At 51.7% G+C, this 22364-nt stretch carries 9 protein-coding genes and 3 pseudogenes; 8 read left to right on the top strand and 4 right to left on the bottom strand.

Going from position 1 to position 22364, the window contains the following annotated elements; all coding sequences use genetic code 11:
- Positions 1-10: 10 nt before the first annotated feature.
- The 3 genes from JQN73_RS03890 to JQN73_RS03880 all read left to right on the top strand — a co-directional run bounded on the left by JQN73_RS03890 (position 11) and on the right by JQN73_RS03880 (position 12399).
- Entirely contained in the window at positions 11-9598 is a 9588-nt protein-coding gene (locus tag JQN73_RS03890) for an ESPR-type extended signal peptide-containing protein (RefSeq protein ID WP_205321844.1), read from the top strand.
- A gap of 590 nt (positions 9599-10188) precedes the next feature.
- A complete protein-coding gene (locus JQN73_RS03885) occupies positions 10189-10452 on the top strand; it encodes a hypothetical protein (RefSeq protein ID WP_205321843.1) in 264 nt (87 codons plus the stop codon).
- 936 nt (positions 10453-11388) lie between these two features.
- Positions 11389-12399: an AraC family transcriptional regulator gene (locus JQN73_RS03880; protein ID WP_205321842.1), complete on the top strand. Its 1011-nt coding sequence runs from the start codon at positions 11389-11391 to the stop codon at positions 12397-12399.
- A gap of 442 nt (positions 12400-12841) precedes the next feature.
- On the opposite strand, the pseudogene JQN73_RS03875 reads toward JQN73_RS03880, so the two are convergent.
- The 4 genes and pseudogenes from JQN73_RS03875 to JQN73_RS03855 form a co-directional block, all read right to left on the bottom strand.
- A pseudogene (locus JQN73_RS03875) lies at positions 12842-12985 on the bottom strand (hypothetical protein); the annotation flags it as partial.
- Between the two features lie 18 nt (positions 12986-13003).
- Positions 13004-14087 (bottom strand): annotated as a pseudogene (locus JQN73_RS22415) (transposase); the annotation flags it as partial.
- Between the two features lie 463 nt (positions 14088-14550).
- Complete coding sequence (locus tag JQN73_RS03860; protein WP_205321839.1) at positions 14551-15534, bottom strand: AraC family transcriptional regulator; 984 nt, start codon at positions 15532-15534, stop codon at positions 14551-14553.
- Positions 15535-15863: 329 nt separating this feature from the next.
- A pseudogene (locus JQN73_RS03855) lies at positions 15864-16570 on the bottom strand (transposase).
- 531 nt (positions 16571-17101) lie between these two features.
- Here JQN73_RS03855 and JQN73_RS22735 point away from each other — a divergent pair.
- The 5 genes from JQN73_RS22735 (at position 17102) to rpiA (ending at position 22321) form a co-directional block, all read left to right on the top strand.
- Positions 17102-17284 carry a TorF family putative porin gene (locus JQN73_RS22735; protein WP_370551306.1) on the top strand — a complete coding sequence of 61 codons (183 nt, stop codon included), beginning with the start codon at positions 17102-17104 and terminating at the stop codon, positions 17282-17284.
- Between the two features lie 98 nt (positions 17285-17382).
- On the top strand, positions 17383-17550 hold the full coding sequence (locus JQN73_RS22410) for a TorF family putative porin (protein WP_240162419.1): 168 nt from the start codon (positions 17383-17385) through the stop codon (positions 17548-17550).
- Between the two features lie 406 nt (positions 17551-17956).
- Positions 17957-20773 (top strand): DUF4118 domain-containing protein, encoded by a 2817-nt coding sequence (locus JQN73_RS03845; protein ID WP_205321838.1) that lies wholly within the window; start codon positions 17957-17959, stop codon positions 20771-20773.
- 10 nt (positions 20774-20783) lie between these two features.
- Positions 20784-21482 carry a two-component system response regulator KdpE gene (gene kdpE, locus JQN73_RS03840; protein WP_205321837.1) on the top strand — a complete coding sequence of 233 codons (699 nt, stop codon included), beginning with the start codon at positions 20784-20786 and terminating at the stop codon, positions 21480-21482.
- A gap of 167 nt (positions 21483-21649) precedes the next feature.
- Positions 21650-22321 (top strand): ribose-5-phosphate isomerase RpiA, encoded by a 672-nt coding sequence (gene rpiA / locus JQN73_RS03835; RefSeq protein ID WP_205323167.1) that lies wholly within the window; start codon positions 21650-21652, stop codon positions 22319-22321.
- The last annotated feature ends 43 nt before the right edge of the window (positions 22322-22364 follow it).

The raw sequence follows: 22364 nt of genomic DNA, 5'->3' as shown, positions 1-22364 counted from the left end.
TAGAAAACTCATGAATCATACCTTTCGTCTCGTTTGGAATCGCAATATCGGAATGTTTGTAGCTGTCTCTGAACTTGCGCGCTCATGCGGAAAAAAAGCGGGTGGCAAAGCGCTTACGCGCCTAAAAAAGGTGGTTCTTGAACAAAAATTGGAATTTGGCACCGCCATGAAGACGATCGCGGTTGGTGTCGCTTTGGCGTGCTCTGCTCAGCTTGTTAACGCAACAACGCTGAACGTTTTATGGTATGGGGACTCTAGTTACAACACCGCGATCAACTCATTGTTTAGTCCGGGGACTGGTGACCCTTCGACGACGATATGGACAGTAACCGACGATAATTCCACGTCTTCTGCGCTGCCCGCTTCCGCTTCCAGTTACAACGTTATTCTCGTCGGCTCCAGTATGGGAGTCGGACAATTAACCAGTAGCATGCTGGGGAACCGTCTTTTTATTACCGGCCAAGACGCAGATTATCACGTGAACTATTCCCCAGGAGCTTCTTCGTTTGACGGGCCGCGTGGCTTTTTGCGGGATGCCGTGAATTGGGCAGGATCCGGTACTGGAACCGGGTTTGTGTTTCTGGATCCAGCAACCGGGACTTTGTCATCATTAGGAATCACTGGGTTGGGAACAATGGGTTACGGGAGTGATTCTGTTGCTATTCCAAGCGCATATGCCGCTTATCCAATCAACACCGATCTGAACACAACCGGACTTAGTAGCTGGGGACAGTCCTCACATGAAAGCTGGAGTGGATTTGATACCAGTATCTGGACCGGAATCAATACAATTGGAGGAAGTACAACAAGTTTTGTAACGCTTGTTTCAGCTAGTACCGCTGGCGGCGCTGCAGCCGGCATTTCTACGCCACCCGTGGTCACGTCAAGCCCAATCGATACAGTGGCGGGCTATTATTTGGCAAGCAACGTTGGAAGTACGGTCACTCCGATATTCCAGGGAGGGACCTTACGCGTCGACGTGCCTTCGATGCACGTGACACAAAATTTCGCCATCGATACTACCGGTGGCAAGATTGATGGGTTTGGCACCAGCTCTATATTTTCGGGCGTGATTTCAGACGTAATGGCGGGTATGCCCGGCACGCTGACAATTGCAAACAGCGCTAGCAGCCCAGCTGTTGTTACGCTATCGGGCGCCAACACCTACGTTGCTAGCACAACCGTCAATACCGGTGTCACATTGGCCTTGACCGGTGCCGGCAGTATTGCCAATTCCAGTAGTCTGATCGATAACGGTACTTTTGACATCACCGGCACTTCGGGCGCAACTATTCAAAGTCTGGCTGGCGCAGGTGCTGTGACCTTAGGTAATCAGACATTGACACTCGCCAATGCGGCAAATAATTTCAGCGGTAATGTGAGTGGTACAGGTGGGTTGACGGTAGCCGGTGGGACTGAGACGCTGTCAGGTGTCAATAGTTTCAGTGGTGTCGCATCAATCGGCAGCGGTGCGACATTGGCGTTGTCCGGAGCGGGCAGTGTGGGCAGTGCGAGCAGCGTGACCGACAACGGCACCTTCGATATTACAGGTACGACTTCGGGCGCAACCATTCAGCGCCTGTCGGGCGCAGGTGCTGTGACCTTGGGTAATCAGACATTAACGCTCGCCAGCGCGGCAGATAACTTCAGCGGTAATGTGAGTGGTACGGGTGGGTTGACGGTAGCCGGTGGGACTGAGACGCTTTCAGGTGTCAATAGTTTCAGTGGTGTCGCATCAATCGGCAGCGGTGCGACATTGGCGTTGTCAGGAGCGGGCAGTGTGGCCAGTGCGAGCAGCGTGACCGACAACGGCACCTTCGATATCACAGGTACGACTTCGGGCGCAACCGTTCAGCGCCTGTCGGGCGCAGGTGCTGTGACCTTAGGTAATCAGACATTGACACTCGCCAATGCGGCAAATAATTTCAGCGGTAATGTGAGTGGTACGGGTGGGTTGACGGTAGCCGGTGGGACTGAGACGCTGTCAGGTGTCAACAGTTTCAGTGGTGTCGCATCAATCGGCAGCGGTGCGACATTGGCATTGTCAGGAGCGGGCAGTGTGGCCAGTGCGAGCAGCGTGACCGACAACGGCACCTTCGATATTACAGGTACGACTTCGGGCGCAACCATTCAGCGCCTGTCGGGCGCAGGTGCTGTGACCTTGGGTAATCAGACATTAACGCTCGCCAGCGCTGCAGATAACTTCAGCGGTAATGTGAGTGGTACAGGTGGGTTGACGGTAGCCGGTGGGACTGAGACGCTTTCAGGTGTCAATAGTTTCAGTGGTGTCGCATCAATCGGCAGCGGTGCGACATTGGCGTTGTCAGGAGCGGGCAGTGTGGCCAGTGCGAGCAGCGTGACCGACAACGGCACCTTCGATATCACAGGTACGACTTCGGGCGCAACCATTCAGCGCCTGTCGGGCGCAGGTGCTGTGACCTTAGGTAATCAGACATTAACGCTCGCCAGCGCGGCAGATAACTTCAGCGGTAATGTGAGTGGTACAGGTGGGTTGACGGTAGCCGGTGGGACTGAGACGCTTTCAGGTGTCAACAGTTTCAGTGGTGTCGCATCAATCGGCAGCGGTGCGACATTGGCATTGTCCGGAGCGGGCGGTGTGGCCAGTGCGAGCAGCGTGACCGATAACGGCACCTTCGATATCACAGGTACGACTTCGGGCGCAACCATTCAGCGCCTGTCGGGCGCAGGTGCTGTGACCTTGGGTAATCAGACATTGACACTCGCCAGCGCGGCAACTAATTTCAGCGGTAATGTGAGTGGTACGGGTGGGTTGACGGTAGCCGGTGGGACTGAGACGCTGTCAGGTGTCAACAGTTTCACTGGTGTCGCATCAATCGGCAGCGGTGCGGCATTGGCGTTGTCCGGAGCGGGCAGTGTGGCCAGTGCGAGCAGCGTGACTGACAACGGCACCTTCGATATCACAGGTACGACTTCGGGCGCAACCATCCAGAGCCTGTCGGGTGCTGGTGCCGTGGCTTTAGGTGCTCAGACGTTGACACTAGCCAGCGCCGCTGGCAGCTTCAGTGGTGTTGTTGGCGGTACGGGTGGATTGACGGTAGCCGGCGGTGCGGAAACACTATCTGGTGTCAATACATACACCGCTGCCACTACAGTGGGTAACGGCAGTACATTAGCCCTGTCCGGTTCGGGCAGCATTGCGACTTCCAGCCAAGTGGTGGATAACGGCACGTTAAATATTGCTGGTACGTCAGTGGGTTCAACCGTCAAGTCCCTGGCGGGAACTGGCGCTGTGACCTTGGGCAATAAAACGCTGACCTTGAGTAATGCGGCTGATACTTTCTCAGGTGCCATCGGCGGTACGGGCGGGTTGACGGTAGCGGGCGGTACCGAAACCCTATCTGGCACCAATACTTACGCCGGTGCCACTACAGTTGGCAGCGGCAGCGTACTACAAGTCGGATCGAATGCCAATCTAGGGAATGCTAGCAATAGCTTGATTCTCAACGGTGGAACCCTGCAAACAACAGCATCATTTAATATAGCGCATAACACCACCCTGACTGGTAACAGCGCTTTCAGTACGGCGAGTGGTACGACGCTGACTGATAGCGGGACCATAGCCGGTAGCGGTAGTCTGGTCAAGAACGGTGTCGGTACGCTTCTGGTCAACGGTGTGGCTTCGTATTCCGGCACAACTACCGTCAACAGTGGAACGTTGAACTTCGGCGGAACCAATAGCATTACCGGCGCCACCACAATAAACAGCGGTGCGACGTTGGCGCTGACTGGCGTCGGAAGTATTGCCGCCTCAAGCCTCGTGACGGATAACGGTATCGTCGATATCAGTGGCTCATCCGGTGCCTCTATCACCACGCTGGCTGGAAGCGGCACCGTCGCTTTAGGCAGACAAACGCTTGCTCTGAGCAACGCAGCCGATACCTTTGCCGGTAACATCGGTGGCGCTGGCGGCTTGACGGTGGCCGGTGGGACTGAGACGTTTTCAGGTGTCAATAGTTTTACGGGGGGGGCATCCATCAATAGCGGTGCGACATTGGCGTTGTCCGGAGCGGGCAGTGTGGCCAGTGCGAGCAGCGTGACCGATAACGGCACCTTCGATATTACAGGTACGACTTCGGGCGCAACCATTCAGCGCCTGTCGGGCGCAGGTGCTGTGACCTTGGGTAATCAGACATTAACGCTCGCCAGCGCGGCAGATAACTTCAGCGGTAATGTGAGTGGTACGGGTGGGTTGACGGTAGCCGGTGGGACTGAGACGCTGTCAGGTGTCAACAGTTTCAATGGTGTCGCATCAATCGGCAGCGGTGCGACATTGGCGTTGTCCGGAGCGGGCAGTGTGGCCAGTGCGAGCAACGTGACCGATAACGGCACCTTCGATATTACAGGTACGACTTCGGGCGCAACCATTCAGCGCCTGTCGGGCGCAGGTACTGTGACCTTGGGTAATCAGACATTAACGCTCGCCAGCGCTGCAGATAACTTCAGCGGTAATGTGAGTGGTACAGGTGGGTTGACGGTAGCCGGTGGGACTGAGACGCTGTCAGGTGTCAATAGTTTTACGGGGGCTGCATCCATCAATAGCGGTGCGACATTGGCATTGTCCGGAGCGGGCAGTGTGGCCAGTGCGAGCAGCGTGACCGATAACGGCACCTTCGATATTACAGGTACGACTTCGGGCGCAACCATTCAGCGCCTGTCGGGCGCAGGTGCTGTGACCTTAGGTAATCAGACATTAACGCTCGCCAGCGCGGCAGATAATTTCAGCGGTAATGTGAGTGGTACAGGTGGGTTGACGGTAGCCGGTGGGACTGAGACGCTGTCAGGTGTCAACAGTTTCAGTGGTGTCGCATCAATCGGCAGCGGTGCGACATTGGCGTTGTCCGGAGCGGGCAGTGTGGCCAGTGCGAGCAGCGTGACCGATAACGGCACCTTCGATATTACAGGTACGACTTCGGGCGCAACCATTCAGCGCCTGTCGGGCGCAGGTGCTGTGACCTTGGGTAATCAGACATTAACGCTCGCCAGCGCGGCAGATAACTTCAGCGGTAATGTGAGTGGTACAGGTGGGTTGACGGTAGCCGGTGGGACTGAGACGCTGTCAGGTGTCAATAGTTTCAGTGGTGTCGCATCAATCGGCAGCGGTGCGACATTGGCGTTGTCCGGAGCGGGCAGTGTGGCCAGTGCGAGCAGCGTGACCGATAACGGCACCTTCGATATTACAGGTACGACTTCGGGCGCAACCATTCAGCGCCTGTCGGGCGCAGGTGCTGTGACCTTGGGTAATCAGACATTAACGCTCGCCAGCGCGGCAGATAACTTCAGCGGTAATGTGAGTGGTACGGGTGGGTTGACGGTAGCCGGTGGGACTGAGACGCTGTCAGGTGTCAACAGTTTCAATGGTGTCGCATCAATCGGCAGCGGTGCGACATTGGCGTTGTCCGGAGCGGGCAGTGTGGCCAGTGCGAGCAACGTGACCGATAACGGCACCTTCGATATTACAGGTACGACTTCGGGCGCAACCATTCAGCGCCTGTCGGGCGCAGGTGCTGTGACCTTGGGTAATCAGACATTAACGCTCGCCAGCGCTGCAGATAACTTCAGCGGTAATGTGAGTGGTACGGGTGGGTTGACGGTAGCCGGTGGGACTGAGACGCTGTCAGGTGTCAACAGTTTCAGTGGTGTCGCATCAATCGGCAGCGGTGCGACATTGGCGTTGTCCGGAGCGGGCAGTGTGGCCAGTGCGAGCAGCGTGACCGATAACGGCACCTTCGATATTACAGGTACGGCTTCGGGCGCAACCATCCAGAGCCTGTCGGGCGCAGGTGCTGTGACCTTAGGTAATCAGACATTGACACTCGCCAATGCGGCAAATAATTTCAGCGGTAATGTGAGTGGTACAGGTGGGTTGACGGTAGCCGGTGGGACTGAGACGCTGTCAGGTGTCAATAGTTTTACGGGGGCTGCATCCATCAATAGCGGTGCGACATTGGCATTGTCCGGAGCGGGCAGTGTGGCCAGTGCGAGCAGCGTGACCGATAACGGCACCTTCGATATTACAGGTACGACTTCGGGCGCAACCATTCAGCGCCTGTCGGGCGCAGGTGCTGTGACCTTGGGTAATCAGACATTAACGCTCGCCAGCGCGGCAGATAATTTCAGCGGTAATGTGAGTGGTACAGGTGGGTTGACGGTAGCCGGTGGGACTGAGACGCTTTCAGGTGTCAATAGTTTCAGTGGTGTCGCATCAATCGGCAGCGGTGCGACATTGGCGTTGTCCGGAGCGGGCAGTGTGGCCAGTGCGAGCAGCGTGACTGACAACGGCACCTTCGATATCACAGGTACGACTTCGGGCGCAACCATCCAGAGCCTGTCGGGTGCTGGTGCCGTGGCTTTAGGTGCTCAGACGTTGACACTAGCCAGCGCCGCTGGCAGCTTCAGTGGTGTTGTTGGCGGTACGGGTGGATTGATGGTAGCCGGCGGTGCGGAAACACTATCTGGTGTCAATACATACACCGCTGCCACTACAGTGGGTAACGGCAGTACATTAGCCCTGTCCGGTTCGGGCAGCATTGCGACTTCCAGCCAAGTGGTGGATAACGGCACGTTAAATATTGCTGGTACGTCAGTGGGTTCAACCGTCAAGTCCCTGGCGGGAACTGGCGCTGTGACCTTGGGCAATAAAACGCTGACCTTGAGTAATGCGGCTGATACTTTCTCAGGTGCCATCGGCGGTACGGGCGGGTTGACGGTAGCGGGCGGTACCGAAACCCTATCTGGCACCAATACTTACGCCGGTGCCACTACAGTTGGCAGCGGCAGCGTACTACAAGTCGGATCGAATGCCAATCTAGGGAATGCTAGCAATAGCTTGATTCTCAACGGTGGAACCCTGCAAACAACAGCATCATTTAATATAGCGCATAACACCACCCTGACTGGTAACAGCGCTTTCAGTACGGCGAGTGGTACGACGCTGACTGATAGCGGGACCATAGCCGGTAGCGGTAGTCTGGTCAAGAACGGTGTCGGTACGCTTCTGGTCAACGGTGTGGCTTCGTATTCCGGCACAACTACCGTCAACAGTGGAACGTTGAACTTCGGCGGAATCAATAGCATTACCGGCGCCACCACAATAAACAGCGGTGCGACGTTGGCGCTGACTGGCGTCGGAAGTATTGCCGCCTCAAGCCTCGTGACGGATAACGGTATCGTCGATATCAGTGGCTCATCCGGTGCCTCTATCACCACGCTGGCTGGAAGCGGCACCGTCGCTTTAGGCAGACAAACGCTTGCTCTGAGCAACGCAGCCGATACCTTTGCCGGTACCATCGGTGGCGCTGGCGGCTTGACGGTGGCCGGTGGGACTGAGACGCTGACCGGCAACAGCACATACACTGGAACCACAGCAATTACAAGCGGGGGTATCCTCCGAGTGGCTGCAAATGCCAATCTTGGTAGCGCCAGTAATAACATTAGTCTCAACGGCGGCACGCTTCAAACCACCGCTTCGTTTGCCACCACCCGAAATATGGCTTTGGCTGGTATTGCGACGCTGAACACCGCTAGCGGTACGACTCTCACCGAGAACGGCACGCTAACCGGTGCAGGTCGCTTGTATAAGGAAGGTGCCGGTTCCCTCGTCTTATCTGGCAATAACATCGGCTGGACCGGCGGCGCGACGATCGATTCTGGCTTGGTCCAGGTGACATCGGCAACCGGTCTAGGGACTGGAAACGTGCTGTTGAACGGAGGAATGCTCGAAACGACCGTATCGTTCATGACTAATCAAACAATTAGTGTAGCTGGCGGTACGACTTTTTATACCGACCCGAATACTACAGCGACCCTTTCGGGGAACATCATTGGTGTCGCATCAAGCGCAAATTCTTGTTTAACAAAGTCCGGCACCGGCACTTTGAATCTGACAGGAAACGCCACTACGGGCCAAGGCACCTGTATTACGCAAGGTACGATGCGCGTTAACGGCGTTCTGAACAGCAATTTTTTGGCTGTAAATGCGGGTTCCATGCTACGCGGAACCGGTCTGATTAACGCTCCAATATACGTCGCAGGAAGGCTGGCTCCCGGCAACTCCCCGGGTACGCTGTCCACTACTGGCACCGTGACGATGGCAGGCGGCAGCACTTATCAAGAAGATATCAATGGTCTCGGAACTGGCGCCGGTCCGGGTAACTATTCTCGGTTGCTCATCACAGGAGCCGGCAACCAGTTTATAGCGGGGGGCGCTAATTTGGTGCCTAATCTGACCAACGTTATCGGTACCGCAACTTACACGCCGTATGTACCTGCAATAGGTGATAGTTTCCGAATTATTACAGCGGAGGGTGGCATCGTGGGGCGATTTGCAACGTTAGTTCAGCCGGCTGGCTTAGCTGATGGCACACGTATAGCTGCCTTTTATAATGTCAGCGGTGAGAACAGTGTCGATTTGCGCGTGTTGCCGAGTTCTTATGCACGTTACGTTCGGCTCAGCAGCACAAATATCAACAACCAGATGCTTGGAAAAGCTCTGGATCAAATTTCGAATGCTGATCAAGCTGGCACCGGAACCGCCCTTGACAGTAGTTTGCTGTACGCATTGTCCGGCCTTACTGCGACGCAAATCACTACTGCCGTAACCGCCCTGGATGGCGAGATTCATGGTGCACTTGCCGCTGTGGCACCGGTCTCAGGACAAGCTCTCCAAGGGATAATCGAACGGCGCATGAGCAGCGATTCAATAGCACAATCAGCAACCGATACACCGTCGCTAGCGAAGGATCATGCGGCGTGGGTTGACCTCGCCGGTAACCGCAGTAATTGGAGTGGTGATTCGACAGCTTCAGGTTTTACGACTAACCGTACTCAGCTCGTCCTCGGGATGGATATATTGCGCGGGACGTCGACACTATTAGGAGCGGGTATATCTCATTCTACGACTAACGTGTCTGCTGTAGCCGGCTCTGGATCGGTCGATGACAACATGGTGTTCGTGTACGGCGAACAAGCCGTCGATAAAATCGTGCTGGATGGCATAGTCGGTTATGGCCGCGGTTCATGGGATAGCCAACGTGGCGACCCTCTTGGTATCAGCAAACCGCTTGACAACAGCGTTCATGGAAAAAGCACACTGGCAAGCGCTGGCATTCACACGCCATTGACTATCAGCGGCATTGTGATATCACCGTTTGTCCGTGCGCTATGGCAGAAAGTCGGACGCGACAGCTTTACTGAGGGTACAACAACGCCTGCTGCTTTGACGCTCTCTAACTACTCGGCGACCGGCACGCGGATGCTGGTCGGCTTGTCCGGTAATTCGGCAGTGAATGATCCTTTGGCGACTTCTTACACCTATCAGTACAGCCTGGGTGTAGGTCGGGACAGCGGCGATTTGGCGTACCCGATTCTGAATGCGACGCTGGCTGGGGTCGGCACATCCATCCTGACGCCACAAATCAGTCGTTCTTTTGTACAGGCAAATTTCTATGGAACAGCACGTATGAGCGCACAGATGTACGCCTATTACGGTGTGTCAAGCGAATTGCGCAGCGAAAAGACCGATCTTGGCTTGACCGGCGGAGTACGGTTAATTTTCTAACAATAATGCGGCGGAATATATCAGTTTTAAAATGTAGAGTTTTCATCTTATAGGTCACATCCGCGCTACTAGCTGAAACATGGTCAGTGTCACGATTTCACTAAAATTTTATGGGTGCATCGTGGATGGATAAAACCAAGCTTAAGGGGGATGTCTATTAAAAATTAATTGTTCTGTTAGCAGGTTTTTTCATTAACGTTCAAGTTGGTCGGTACTATTTTTCAGCCGAAAAAATTAAGTTGAACACGAAATTACCAGATTTTGGAATTACACTGACATCGAAATTGCCGGCTCATTTTTCGTTCTAGCGGATTAGATTGGGGCCAATATGGTTTGTTGCAATATAAGGTTTTGATTTCACTAACGACTTGGGGAGAATACGCGTCGGACTCGCAAGGATCGCATAGAGATTGATGAATTGGCTCCATGTAATATCGGAGAATTTCTCAATAATATGCAGATTCCATTGCGGTGCCGACCGTTTAACATATGCGCGACGCTCACAGGACCCTTCAAGGTTGCCGTAACAACGAAGTTTTAGCCGATTACCTAATGTTTTGAAAAATATATTAATTTACTGGGAGTTCTAAATGATTTCGGAAAATAAAAAAAATAGAGACAGCTATGACCAAGGTCGGTTGCTCGATGCGCTACTCCAGCTTAAAACTCTAAAAAACGATGCAGCATTATGTCGCCTATTAAAACTCTCCCCTCCGTTAATCAGTAAGGTCCGGCACGGCAGGATTAAAATGAGTGGTGAAGTGATGATACGTATTCATGAAACATTTGGCATAACATTTATTGAAATACGCGGCTTACTGGGGGAAGATAAACCACCAAGCGACCGACAGTAATGCTCCGCGTTCGGTGAAAAATCGAGTTTGTGTGGTGGCGACTCGTCCTGCAGAAGTGTGTCGGTCCGGATCGCTGCTTGCGCACCTTTCTGCATCGGCCACCAGCGCCAAAGTCATTTGGGTATAAGGGCTGCAGATTAATCGCCCCCGTAAACAGATAGTGAAGTCACCTTTAATCGGGTGTGGTTCAAGCGACGATCGTGTCCTCTACTATTTGAACTGCCCCTGAAAGTTGGATGGTTAAGATGCAAAGTTTAGCTGGCGTGAGTTTTGTCCTCTACGGGACTCGTCCCATTTAACTTATGCTTAATTCGATCGTGTGATGTTGAATGCAGTCGTCAATTCCAGCGCGTAGCGTGCCCCGTTCTTGATCAAACGGAAATGTCGTCAGGCGGACACCGCTTTTCGCCAGTTCGTTATGAACGTCGCGAAGCCATTCGTATTCATGCGAGGAGTAGCGTGTGCCTCATCATAAAAAATACCGCCATCGAACTGCTATGGGCTTCCGCGACCGCGCGCGGCCGGTCATATGGCATTTGGTATTTAGAAACGTCTTTCCTTATGAAAATATTTGGCCTATATTACATACAGGAAACGAAAGTTAAGCGGAAGTGAGAGTAGCAGTTTCGGTGATCGGCTCACGACCGAATAAAGGTTGGCTAGACAACATATATCAGTGCCGCCAGTGCGCTGACCTAAGTGATCCATTTGTTCGCTAATCTGCAAAGGCGCTTAGCAATAATTCAGGTGGAGCACAGATCGCCCCCGATAGACATAACGATGGCACGCTGCTTGATTGCCAAATGTTTGTAAATTTTCGCATAAGGTACTTTGCTCGACATTGCTCATTTTTGAGAACGTCTTTTATTTTATAAAGTTCGGAATTTGCTGGCCTACCCAAATTGCCATAATGTTAATTAGTATTTCATATAAATAATGAACATACAAAATCGGTCGATAATTTCGGCTGAACACCCGTTTCACTCAGAATATTCCGCTGACCATTTACCTGAACGCGAACGCTTTCAATATTGGGAGAGCGTCATCAGCAAGTTCACAAATCCATTCGAGATTACTAGTGTTGAAGATAAAAATTTTCAAGCTAAGTTAATTTGTTACCACATGCATAATGTGACTTATACCCTCTCCACAGGATCGAGTCCTTTCGCAGCCCACCTCACCACCCAACAAATTGCACAAGTAGAAAATCACCCCTATCATTTGATCGTAAAATTAGGAGGGATAGGGCAAATTAGACAAGGAGGATTTGAAGCACATTTACACATGGGGGACGTGACTTTGATCGATACTAAACAAGAACTGTTTAGTAAGATGGAAGACTCAAAATGCATAATTTTAACAATCCCCGCAACTTTAATTCATACGTGGATTCCTTGTCCGGAAAACTATGTCGCTCATACAATGCACAGCGATAGAGGTTGGGCTTCAACGTTAGTTTCGTACTTACGCCAACTGACTCCACAAAATATATCCGAGACGTATCGGCCCCACTATAATTTAATTATAGAAAATGTTCTGTCTATTTATGTGATGGCGCTCGATCAACTCAATATGAAAAATGGGGGGCGTGAGAAAATTTACTTTGACAAAAAAAATAATTTACACGACCAGATTCGTACCTGGCTAAGTTTAAATTATATGGACACCGAAATTTCTGCAGATAAAATTGCATATGAGTTCGGAGTTTCGATGCGCGAAGTTCATCGGCAATTCAAATTAGCAAATTCCGAATGCACATTTTTAGAAACCTTGCAGAGCATGCGGTTGGCTGCTGCGATAAGGATGTTGAAGGACCCCAAGTTTTCACAACTGACAATTTCAGAAATTGGTTTTAGATCAGGTTTCTTGGATCCGGCGTATTTTGGTCGCGTGTTTAAAGAAAAAACCAGTTATTCTCCAGGCTTATATGCCAAAAGATACCGATAGGGGAGGTCTGATTTATTCGGTTAAAAGTAGTTTTAGTATTTGCAAAACATAACACGATAAAGCATGGCGGTTTTTGTAACAGGCAAATCATCAGTCGCGCATTTCAAGCTGCAATCTTTATTGGCTAACTTCGTTCAGGATCGAGCCATATTGGGTCTCGTAATCGCCATTTTCTGGTGACTTGATCAACCTTCCAGCTTCCGTTTGCTCGGGGCTTTCCAGACGATTCCCACGTTACATCAATAGCGTTCTCGCATTGCCGTCATACCGTTGCGCCGGCCAGATTAAGATAAGCGATCCATTCACCCCAGTGCTCGGAGTTGATCGCGATTTACAAAGGCCCTGACCTCAACGGAATCGACACAAAGGCGATGCAGTTAACAAATAAGCGGCAACCAGCATTACGAAGTTATCCGTTTGCTTAGGATTTGGTCGGAAGTTCTTCCATGGCCTTCAAATATTCCAGCCGCAGTTTGAGTTTCTCGATCTGGTGATTGAGCTTCCCGGATTTGCGACCGAACTGCATGCGCTTAAGTTTGGCGATGAGAAGCCTCAAGTGTTCGATTTCGATACCGGTAGATGTCAAGAATGATGTCGCGTCAAGTCATGCCGCTTTCTTTAGTGCTTCTGGCTGACTTCGTTCCGGATTTAGCCAAACCTCGTTCTTCAATGCCTAGTTCCGAGTAGCTCCTGACCAACGCCTCCGGGTTCCGCTGTTTTGCCGCTCCATAGACCTGCTCACGGTGCCTTTGAATCGTTCTGAGCGGGTGTGACGAATTTCAGGCCGCTGTGCTTGTGCTGATGGTTATACCACTGCACAAATTTCAATGTCTAATCCCGTGCTTGAACGACATTATCGAACGGCTTTCTGGATAGTTTGGTCGATACTTGCATGTCCGAAACAACGATTCGGCAAAGGCATTGTTATTACTCACTCGAGGTCTGCTGAACGACGGCATGATGCCAGTTTTTCCAATGTTGCCAGCATCGTTGCGCCCTTGATTGCACTGCCATTGTTCGAATGCAGCACGACTTCGAGTCCGGCCAGCCCTTCAGCTAGCCTGGCCTTACTGAGCAGCAGTGATGCCAGTTCAGCCGATTCGGCCACATGGACTTCATGGCCGACAATCTTACGACTGCAAATGTCGAGCACCATGTACTAGTAAAAATACAGGCCCTTCACACTTGTCGGTAGCCAGGTGATATCCCAGGCCTACAGACGGTCAGCTTCCGTGGCATAGTCACTTATCACGACTCTGATGCTCGGTCCCCGCGGACGCTGTTGCTCCTGCGCTTTCAATAGCCGGTAGATGGTGGATTCTGACGCCAAATATTCACCTCGGTTTACCAGCGTTGGCACGATCTGGCTTGGCGGGCTGCTGGCAAATTCAGCGCTGTTAGCGACCAGAAGAATCTGCTGCCGCTCATCCTCACTGAGCTTATTGGGCGGCGCCTTATGATGGCTACCTTTACGTCCGCCAGTTTTGGCATTGCCGCCTTCTTGCGTCCAGCGCTGATAAGTGCGCAGGCTGAGCTCAAGGGTTAAGCAAGCCACTTCACGTCGACAACCGCTACCAACGGCTTCTTCAATTAATGCCATTACCATCTGGCGATCTGGGTACTGATCAGTCGTCCTCTGGCCCCCCAAATAGCCTGGGTTTTTTTCGCAGAATAATCAGCGCTGCTGCTCGAAGCCCCCGACACCAGAGATTCTGCGGGGACCCTGCGTTTAAATTCCGTTGAGTTCTGGCGATAAGTGCCACGCTTTGCCCGCGAAACCGTTCCAATATTTGTGTCCATAATTGAATTAGTGGGCACAATTAATTTGCGCCTTCCCATTCAATCATTCGGATATTTGGCGGTTAGCGGTAGAGGGTACTGGAAGGACGCTTACGGCCATTAAAACCACGGCGCATATCGGTCACACCCGCTGCCATCCAGATCCGTGTCCCTGCTGGCAGGCCAATCATGCGAGCAACCGTTCCAGAACAATGGCAAGCATGGCAGGCGTCGACGACGCCTTCAAGTGGAGCCGGGCTTTGCCTACTTTATGGGCATAATTTCTAAATCCAGTTTGAAGAACGGATGAGGCCGGGTTTGACGAAATTCCGTTTACAAAAAATCACGAACAGCCTCTAATTCGGTACCATATCATTTTTTTTTTTGGTGAATTTTTGCATAGGCTCCTGGACTACATCCCATATTTTTTCGAAATACTTTACCAAAGTATGCAGATTCATTAAAACCCGATCTTCCACCTATCTCGGACATAGACAGCGTAGCAAAGTTCTTATCTCTCAACATGCGAATAGCGGCTCTCATTCTCATTGTATGCAACGATCCTAGAAACGTCGAACCGTTCGAAGACAATGAAAATTGACGATGGACTTCTCGTATCGAGATATGAAATTTACTGGCCATATATCCGGCTGACAGTTCCGAATCCATATAATGTTCAGTCATCCAGTCGTACATCACGCCATACAACTCTGTTTTTTTATATGCAGCTATAAACGGGTCTATTTGAGGAAGGATGCCAACTTCTTTTAGTGCAAAGGAATACAGCGATAAAATGTGTTCCAGCATTTGCATATGTTGCGTTTCAGTCATTTCTATAACGACATCAAGTTCTAAGGTACTGAAGTAGTCCAATAAAACGGCTGCCCAGCCCTTATCTCCCGATAATACTCTAGCGACACAATCCTCGGGATTTGGAATCCAGGCCCTAATTAATCCATCAGGGATGGATACGAAAGAGAAATTGACATCGTCCATTTCGTTGACTAGCTCTTGTTTTGTATCAATCAATACGAATTCACCACGACTGTGATTTATCTCGCGTCCTCCGTGGACGATCCTACCATGGCCACTGCGCCGAACGATAAGGTTAAAGAAGTGACTTTTCGCTTCTGCAATATGGGACGTATTTCTTTGGGCCATGATAGCGCTACCTCCAGAGGAAAGGACATAGGTCGCATCTCCCAATGAATGGGTAGTCAAATACCCGTTAAATTTTTCACGATCGTGGCTATCTAAATCGACCGGATTCACTAGTTTGTGAATAGTATCAACCCAATTTTCAAAATTTCTTTTTTCAGAAATAAAATTGCTTTCTAAGTTTGAAGCATTAAACATTTTTGTACCTTGATTTTTCTTCCTGTACGTTAGCATCCAAAAATTGAACATAGTATGAAAAATGAGCATAAACAACATCAAATTTGCGACCTGATATTCGTATTAGTAAACACTCACAGATAATCACAAAGCTCTTGTTTGAGCTTCTATATGGTCGCCTCCCATTTGCAAAAGTTTTCTTACATTGTGACGGACCGATCTGGCTTCATTTCTCTATCCGGCCTTGTGGAAATCTGATGCGCTGCTGGGCCCGATGAAATTCGCAGATTTACACTTCATTCCCTTGGCGAACTTTTACGCTAGGGAAGCTCATCAGGTTTCGTAAGTTCTCATGCAGGTTTAGCGCTCATGTAATCCTCCTGATATCGCCCGTCATGTGCCGGCACGGTCCCTATTGTCGGGTCTATCTTGTTGGCAAGCGTCACTGTGACTACGTTTGGTGGTCGTTGTTTCTGTAATTGCTCAACCCATGCGCGGGCTCTTTGGCGTGGCATAGCGCACGCTGCGGCCCCTGGATTAGTAATGTATGCAAATACGTATTACCACGCTTACTGATGCCCAGTAATTTTAGCGCCGCATGTCCGACGGCAATGACTTCACCATATTTCGTCAGCAAGCCATTCCTTTGCATGGTGCGAAACTTCACCAGTTGCCGTCGCATCCGGTGTAATGCCAGTATCGCTTGCTGCGCTTCGGTCTTGACTTCGACTGCGCGCACGCGGGGTTGCTGTACTGCAAGGCAGATCGCCAGCGCATCGGCAACGTCATTTTTGTTACCGCTGGCAAAGGCCTTGATGGCCTCGCCCGGCATCAGTTTGACCTCGTGTCCCCTCGCCAGCAAACGCCGGGTCCAATGCTGCGCCCTCCCGCACGCCTCCATACCAATCAGGCAAGGAAGCCTGTTCGCAAAGTGCTCCAAAACTTAGCTCGCCTGAGTTGCTTACTGGATACTTCACCAGTCCTCGTATCAAACCGAATGCACTTGAAATACCTGTTTGGCTATATCCATGCCGACCACGGTTTTAGTAAAACTCATAAAGGATCCCCCGATTTGCCTGTGAAGATTTCATTCTTCCACTTTTAGACATGGGGCGAATTTTATAACTGCATTAAAACCCCGCACTCATAAATAGCGCGCGAGTAATGCATCTGACTCGTCGTGAGCTATGCCGGTCACTGCGGACTCTGCGGACTCTGCGTTACTGCTACCGTGAAAGATGCATCGAATGCCGCTTCATCGCGGTAGCGAATATTCCACAACTATCGAATACGCGATTTGCTAACGCAGGGTGAGTATCTCGCGAAGATTTTTAACAAGAAGTTCTTCGAGCGCAGGCACATTTTTTACTCCATACGAAGAGATCCCATTCCACCGTCAGCAACCGCTCCTTCGTGTGGATCTGCGCGCCGTATCGCATAACCAGCCGTATTCGTTTTCATCGAAGCGCTGGGCTTCATCGCAAATCGTTATAGATCAATTCATGCGTAAAGTTGCCCTCGCAGTTGTAATCCTCATTGTCTCAAGCGCCTCGCTGCTTACGCGGGAGAGACGCCGGTAACAGTTGCGGTGCCAGTAACAGTCGCGGCGCCAAATGACGTTGTAAGTTATAACGTTGGAGTAGTGTCCAATTATCGCTTTCGTAGTATTTCGCAGACACGCGTGGAGCCGATAGTGCAAGGTGGTGCATTACGCCAACACCCCAACCGGTTTATATATCGGAACATTTTTATCTACGCTAAAATGAATTGAGGGCACCGGTGGTAACGGAAATGTCGAGTGGGACATGTACGCCGGTAAGAAAGGGAATATCACGGAAAACTGGAGCTACGATCTTGGGGTATTGACTTATGTCTATCCATCCAATGACCCGCATGCGAACGCGGACACGTCAGATCGGTTATGGTCCTGCGTACCTCAAATATTTTCAGGCAGTGACTAACCTATTCGGGTTTGCGAACAGCAAAAATAGCGGTTATGTCGATTTGGGGGCCAATATTGACGTTACTAATGGCTAAGCCGTTAATCTTCATGTTGGTCATCAACGGTAAAAAATGATTCGGCCTCAAGCTATAGCGACTGGAAGATTCGAGTCACCAAAGACTTCGGATTTTTGTCGCGAAGTGTGGCTCTGATCGGCACCGATACAAAAAATTATAGCGGTCCAGGCCCTGATCGTAAGGACCTTGGAAAGACCGCGCTATTGCTGTCTGCTATCAAAACCTTTTAATTGCTATGCAATTGATGGACAAATACCCCTACAATTGGGGGGCGCTGATTTCATTTGACGGCTGCCAACGCATCTCCGTGTTATCGATGATGCGTTGTGAACCCGTCGTTGACTTATCGTTTTCGGTTAACTGGGTGTTGATTTTTTCGTTGATTTACTTCCATTACTTTTGCCTTCCAGTATGCCTGCCAATTATGCCTCCCAACTATCCGAATAATAACGATCAACGGCCTGATCCGGATGCGCTGCTGGCGCGCATACAATCCGCGCAAGATCAGGCAGCGCGCGGAAAGCTACGGATTTATTTCGGTGCCTCGGCTGGCGTGGGCAAAACTTACGCAATGCTCATCGCCGCCCATAAACTTCACGTCGAAGGGCGCGAAGTATTGGCTGGCGTTATCGAAACGCACGGGCGAATCGATACTGCCGCACAGTTGGCAGGACTGGAAGCCCTGCCTCTAAAGCAGGTCACCTACCGCGATAAGCAGTTGCCCGAATTTGATCTGGATGGCGCCTTGGCGCGCAAGCCATCGTTGATATTAGTTGATGAACTGGCCCACTCTAACGCGCCTGGTTCCCGGCACCCCAAACGTTGGCAAGACGTCGAAGAATTATTGAGTGCCGGGATTGACGTCTTCACCACACTCAACGTGCAACATCTGGAAAGCTTAAACGATGTCGTCGGCGGCATCACCGGTATCCGGGTCGCAGAAACGTTACCCGACACCGTATTCGACGCTGCCGACGAAGTGGTACAGGTTGATATCCCGGCCGATGAATTGCTGGCGCGCTTGCGACTCGGCAAAGTCTACCAATTACCGCAGGCCGAACGCGCGTCACGCAATTTTTTTCGCAAGGGCAATTTGATTGCTTTGCGCGAGTTGGCCTTACGCCGCACCGCCGATCGTCTACAGGGCGATGTGCAGGCTTACCGTATAGAAAAGTCGATAGGAACGGTCTGGCAGACGGATGCGGCTTTGCTCGCCTGCGTCGGACCGAGCATCAACGCCGAACATGTGATCCGCAGCACCGCCCGACTCGCAACCCAACTTAACACCGAATGGCGCGCAGTTTACGTTGAGACGCCGCGCTTGCAGCGCTTGTCGTCAGCACGACGGGAAGCAATACTGGAAACGCTTAAGCTGGCCCAAAACCTGGGCGCAACCACCGCCGTGCTGGCAGGCAACGATGTCACGCAGGTGATCACCGATTTTGCGCGTAGTCACAACATTTCAAAAATCATCGTCGGCCGTAGCCAATATTTCGGTCAATGGCGGTGGCGTGCGTTGTGGCCTTTGCAAAGCAATTTTGCTGCCAGAATCGCAGCGCAGGCCAAGGATATTGATCTGATTGAGGTGGGGCAGCCATCGATCCGCGCCGTCAGTAAAAGCGCACCTTCAAATAGCGCCGCGCATTCCCGATCGGCGCTAAAACCGAAGCGGCTGTTTGAAAAATCTCCCAGACGGGGATATATATGGGCGGTTGGGGCCACGATATTGGTCACCTTGCTGGCGACCCCGATATTGCCGTATTTCGATCTGGCTAACATTGTCATGCTGTATTTGTTAGCTGAGGTACTCATTGCGGTGCGCTTTGGGCGCGGGCCCGCAATCACGGTGGCGTTGTTGAGTATCGCAACATTCGATTTCTTTTTTGTGCCACCTCAGTTTTCGTTTGCGGTAAGTGATTTTCAGTATTTGATGACCTTTGCGGTCATGCTCGCAGTCGGTTTGATTATTACCCACTTAACCACTGGCTTGCGCTATCAGGCGCGCGTGGCGTCCTACCGTGAGGCGCGCTCAAGGGCGCTGTTTGAATTCTCTCGCGAATTATCGGGCGCATTGCAAACTGAGCAGATTTTCGAGACCAGTCGAAAATTTTTGCAACGCACCTTCAACGCGCAGACGCTTCTGCTAGTGCCCGATCTGGAAGGACGCCTGCAAGTGGCAGCGTCACAAGACGGGAATAAAACCGATCAGAACGACCATGATTCAGTCCATCAGTCGCTGGATATCGGCATCGCTCAATGGGCCTTTGACAATGCAAAGAACGCCGGTATCGGCACCGACACGTTGCCAGCCAGTAACTGTCTTTATTTGCCGTTGGTAGCGCCCATGCGCACCCGCGGTGTATTAGCGATCCTCCCACACAGCCGCCGTTGGCTGCTAATCCCGGAGCAGCAGCAACAACTCTACACCTTTGGCGCGCTGACCGCGATTGCTTTGGAGCGGGTGCATTACATTGAGGTCGCGCAGGATGCATTAATCAAAATGGAATCGGAACGATTGCGTAACTCATTGCTGGCAGCGTTATCGCATGACTTGCGTACGCCGTTGACAGCATTGATCGGCTTATCGGAGTCGCTGGTCCTTTCCAAACCACCGTTGCAAAGCGCGCAGCAAGGCCTCGCCACCGCGCTTCACGATGAGACCTTGCGCATGAGCGCGTTGGTGACCAATTTGCTCGACATGGCACGGATACAAAGTGGTGAAGTAAAACTTAACCTGCAATGGCAGCCTTTCGAAGAAGTCGTGGGCAGCGCGCTGCGTGCCAGTACTTCTGCATTGGCCGCACATCGGGCGGAGATCAGGGTTGCGCACAGTCTTCCGTTAGTCCGTTTTGATGCAGTCCTGATTGAACGCGTATTGTGCAATTTATTAGAAAATGCAGCCAAATATTCACCGCTGCAATCTATTATTGTTTTATCCGCAGAGGTCACCGGACGCTTCATGTCGGTCACGGTTTCGGACCATGGACCGGGGCTGCCGGTTGGCATGGAAGAGGCCATATTTGACAAGTTTACACGTGGGGAGCGCGAATCGGCGAAGTCCGGGGTCGGCTTGGGACTTGCTATTTGCCGTGCGATAGTCGAGGCCCATAGCGGGTCTATTGGTGCACGTAGCGGCGTCGAAGGCGGCGCTGAATTCACCTTCACTCTTCCGCTGGGAACCCCACCGAGTATGCCGGATGTGGAAGAAAGCGATTACAGTCCGGTCGAACCATCTTTATGAAGGTGCCATCATGAGCCAGCCACAACCCATAGCGATTTTGGTCGAAGACGAGCCGCAGATTCGACGTTTCGTGCGTGCCGCGCTAGAGGACGAGGGCTGGCAAATTCACGAGGCTGACACTTTGCATAGAGGACTGATCGATACAGGTACGCGCAAGCCGAATCTGATTATTCTCGATCTTGGCTTGCCGGATGGTGACGGTATTGATTTCATTCTGGATGTCAGAAAATGGTCGAAAGTGCCGATCATCGTATTATCGGCGCGTGTCAGCGAAATCGACAAAATCAAGGCGCTGGATGCCGGTGCGGATGACTACCTGAGCAAACCATTTGGGGTGGGTGAATTGCTGGCGCGCGTGCGGGCAACATTGCGCCGTCAGCATCAGCCTTTGGGTGATGCGGATGGATTAATCCGGTTTGGTGACGTGACGCTCGACCTGAGAGCGCGCTTAGTCACCAAAGCACAGCAACAAGTGCATCTGACGCCTACTGAGTACCGTTTGCTAACAGTGCTGGTGGCGAACGCCGGTCGGGTGGTGACCAACCCGCAGTTATTGCGGGAGGTGTGGGGGCCATCTCATTCCGAAAGTGGTCATTATTTGCGGATTTACATGGGCCATTTGCGCCAAAAGCTGGAGGACGATCCAGCCCAGCCCAAATATTTGCTCACTGAAACTGCGGTCGGCTATCGGATCATGTTGTCTGCATAGACGCGGTAAAGTGTGGATATCGCGGTCATCCAAATAGGTTTGCGGAAAGTTTGGTCAGGGCAACCGCCGCAGCCACGTCACTGGCTTGGATGCAGTTGACCGGTGCATGGCGCGATTGGTTAAAATAGCGTTTTTAATTCCTTACTAAGAAGATCGCCATGGCCGCTATGACGCAAGACGAAATGAAGCAAGCTGTTGCTCGCGAAGCAATTAAATACGTTGTGGAGCGCGACATTGTTGGCGTCGGCACCGGCTCCACTGCCAATTTTTTCATTGATGAACTAGCCAAGATCAAACATCTGATCAAGGGCGCAGTTGCCTCGTCTGAAGCGACCGCTGCGCGCTTACGCAGCCACGACATCGAAGTATTTGATCTGAATCAGGTCTTATCGATGCCGGTATATATCGACGGTGCAGACGAAGTCAACGCGCAAGGTGCGATGATCAAGGGCGGCGGCGCGGCGCTGACGCGTGAAAAAATCGTGGCCTCGGTCGCGGAAAAATTCATTTGTATCGCCGACGGATCAAAACTGGTCAATGTATTAGGCAAATTTCCGCTGCCGGTGGAAGTCATTCCCATGGCCCAGGCAGTGGTAGCGCGCAAGTTGGCAAAGCTCGGCGGCGAACCGCGCTTGCGCTTCAAGGACGGCATTCCTCTGATTACCGATAACGGCTGTGTCATCATCGACATGCACGGGCTAAAGATTGTCGACCCAATTGCGATGGAAGCTCACATCAACCAGATCACCGGCGTGGTCTCGGTCGGTCTGTTTGCGCAGCAAGGCGCGAACGTGTGCTTGCTGGGAACCCCGGACGGCGTGAAGACATTATCTTTTTAATATCTTAATAAATCGCGTAAGTTAAATCTTGTAAGTTGCTATG

This window comes from Glaciimonas sp. PAMC28666 (assembly GCF_016917355.1).
GTDB lineage: Bacteria > Pseudomonadota > Gammaproteobacteria > Burkholderiales > Burkholderiaceae_D > Glaciimonas.
The sequence above is the reverse complement of the archived record's forward strand: the minus strand, read 5'-3'. Positions and strand labels throughout refer to the sequence as shown.

What these genes read in the sequence shown, in the direction of transcription:
- JQN73_RS03885 (WP_205321843.1), top strand. Translation starts at nt 10,189, where the DNA reads ATGATTTCGGAAAATAAAAAAAATAGAGACAGCTATGACCAAGGTCGG.
- JQN73_RS22410 (WP_240162419.1), top strand. Translation starts at nt 17,383, where the DNA reads ATGTCTATCCATCCAATGACCCGCATGCGAACGCGGACACGTCAGATC.
- JQN73_RS03880 (WP_205321842.1), top strand. Translation starts at nt 11,389, where the DNA reads ATGAACATACAAAATCGGTCGATAATTTCGGCTGAACACCCGTTTCAC.
- JQN73_RS03845 (WP_205321838.1), top strand. Translation starts at nt 17,957, where the DNA reads ATGCCTCCCAACTATCCGAATAATAACGATCAACGGCCTGATCCGGAT.
- JQN73_RS03890 (WP_205321844.1), top strand. Translation starts at nt 11, where the DNA reads ATGAATCATACCTTTCGTCTCGTTTGGAATCGCAATATCGGAATGTTT.
- rpiA (WP_205323167.1), top strand. Translation starts at nt 21,650, where the DNA reads ATGACGCAAGACGAAATGAAGCAAGCTGTTGCTCGCGAAGCAATTAAA.
- kdpE (WP_205321837.1), top strand. Translation starts at nt 20,784, where the DNA reads ATGAGCCAGCCACAACCCATAGCGATTTTGGTCGAAGACGAGCCGCAG.
- JQN73_RS03860 (WP_205321839.1), bottom strand. Translation starts at nt 15,534, where the DNA reads ATGTTTAATGCTTCAAACTTAGAAAGCAATTTTATTTCTGAAAAAAGA.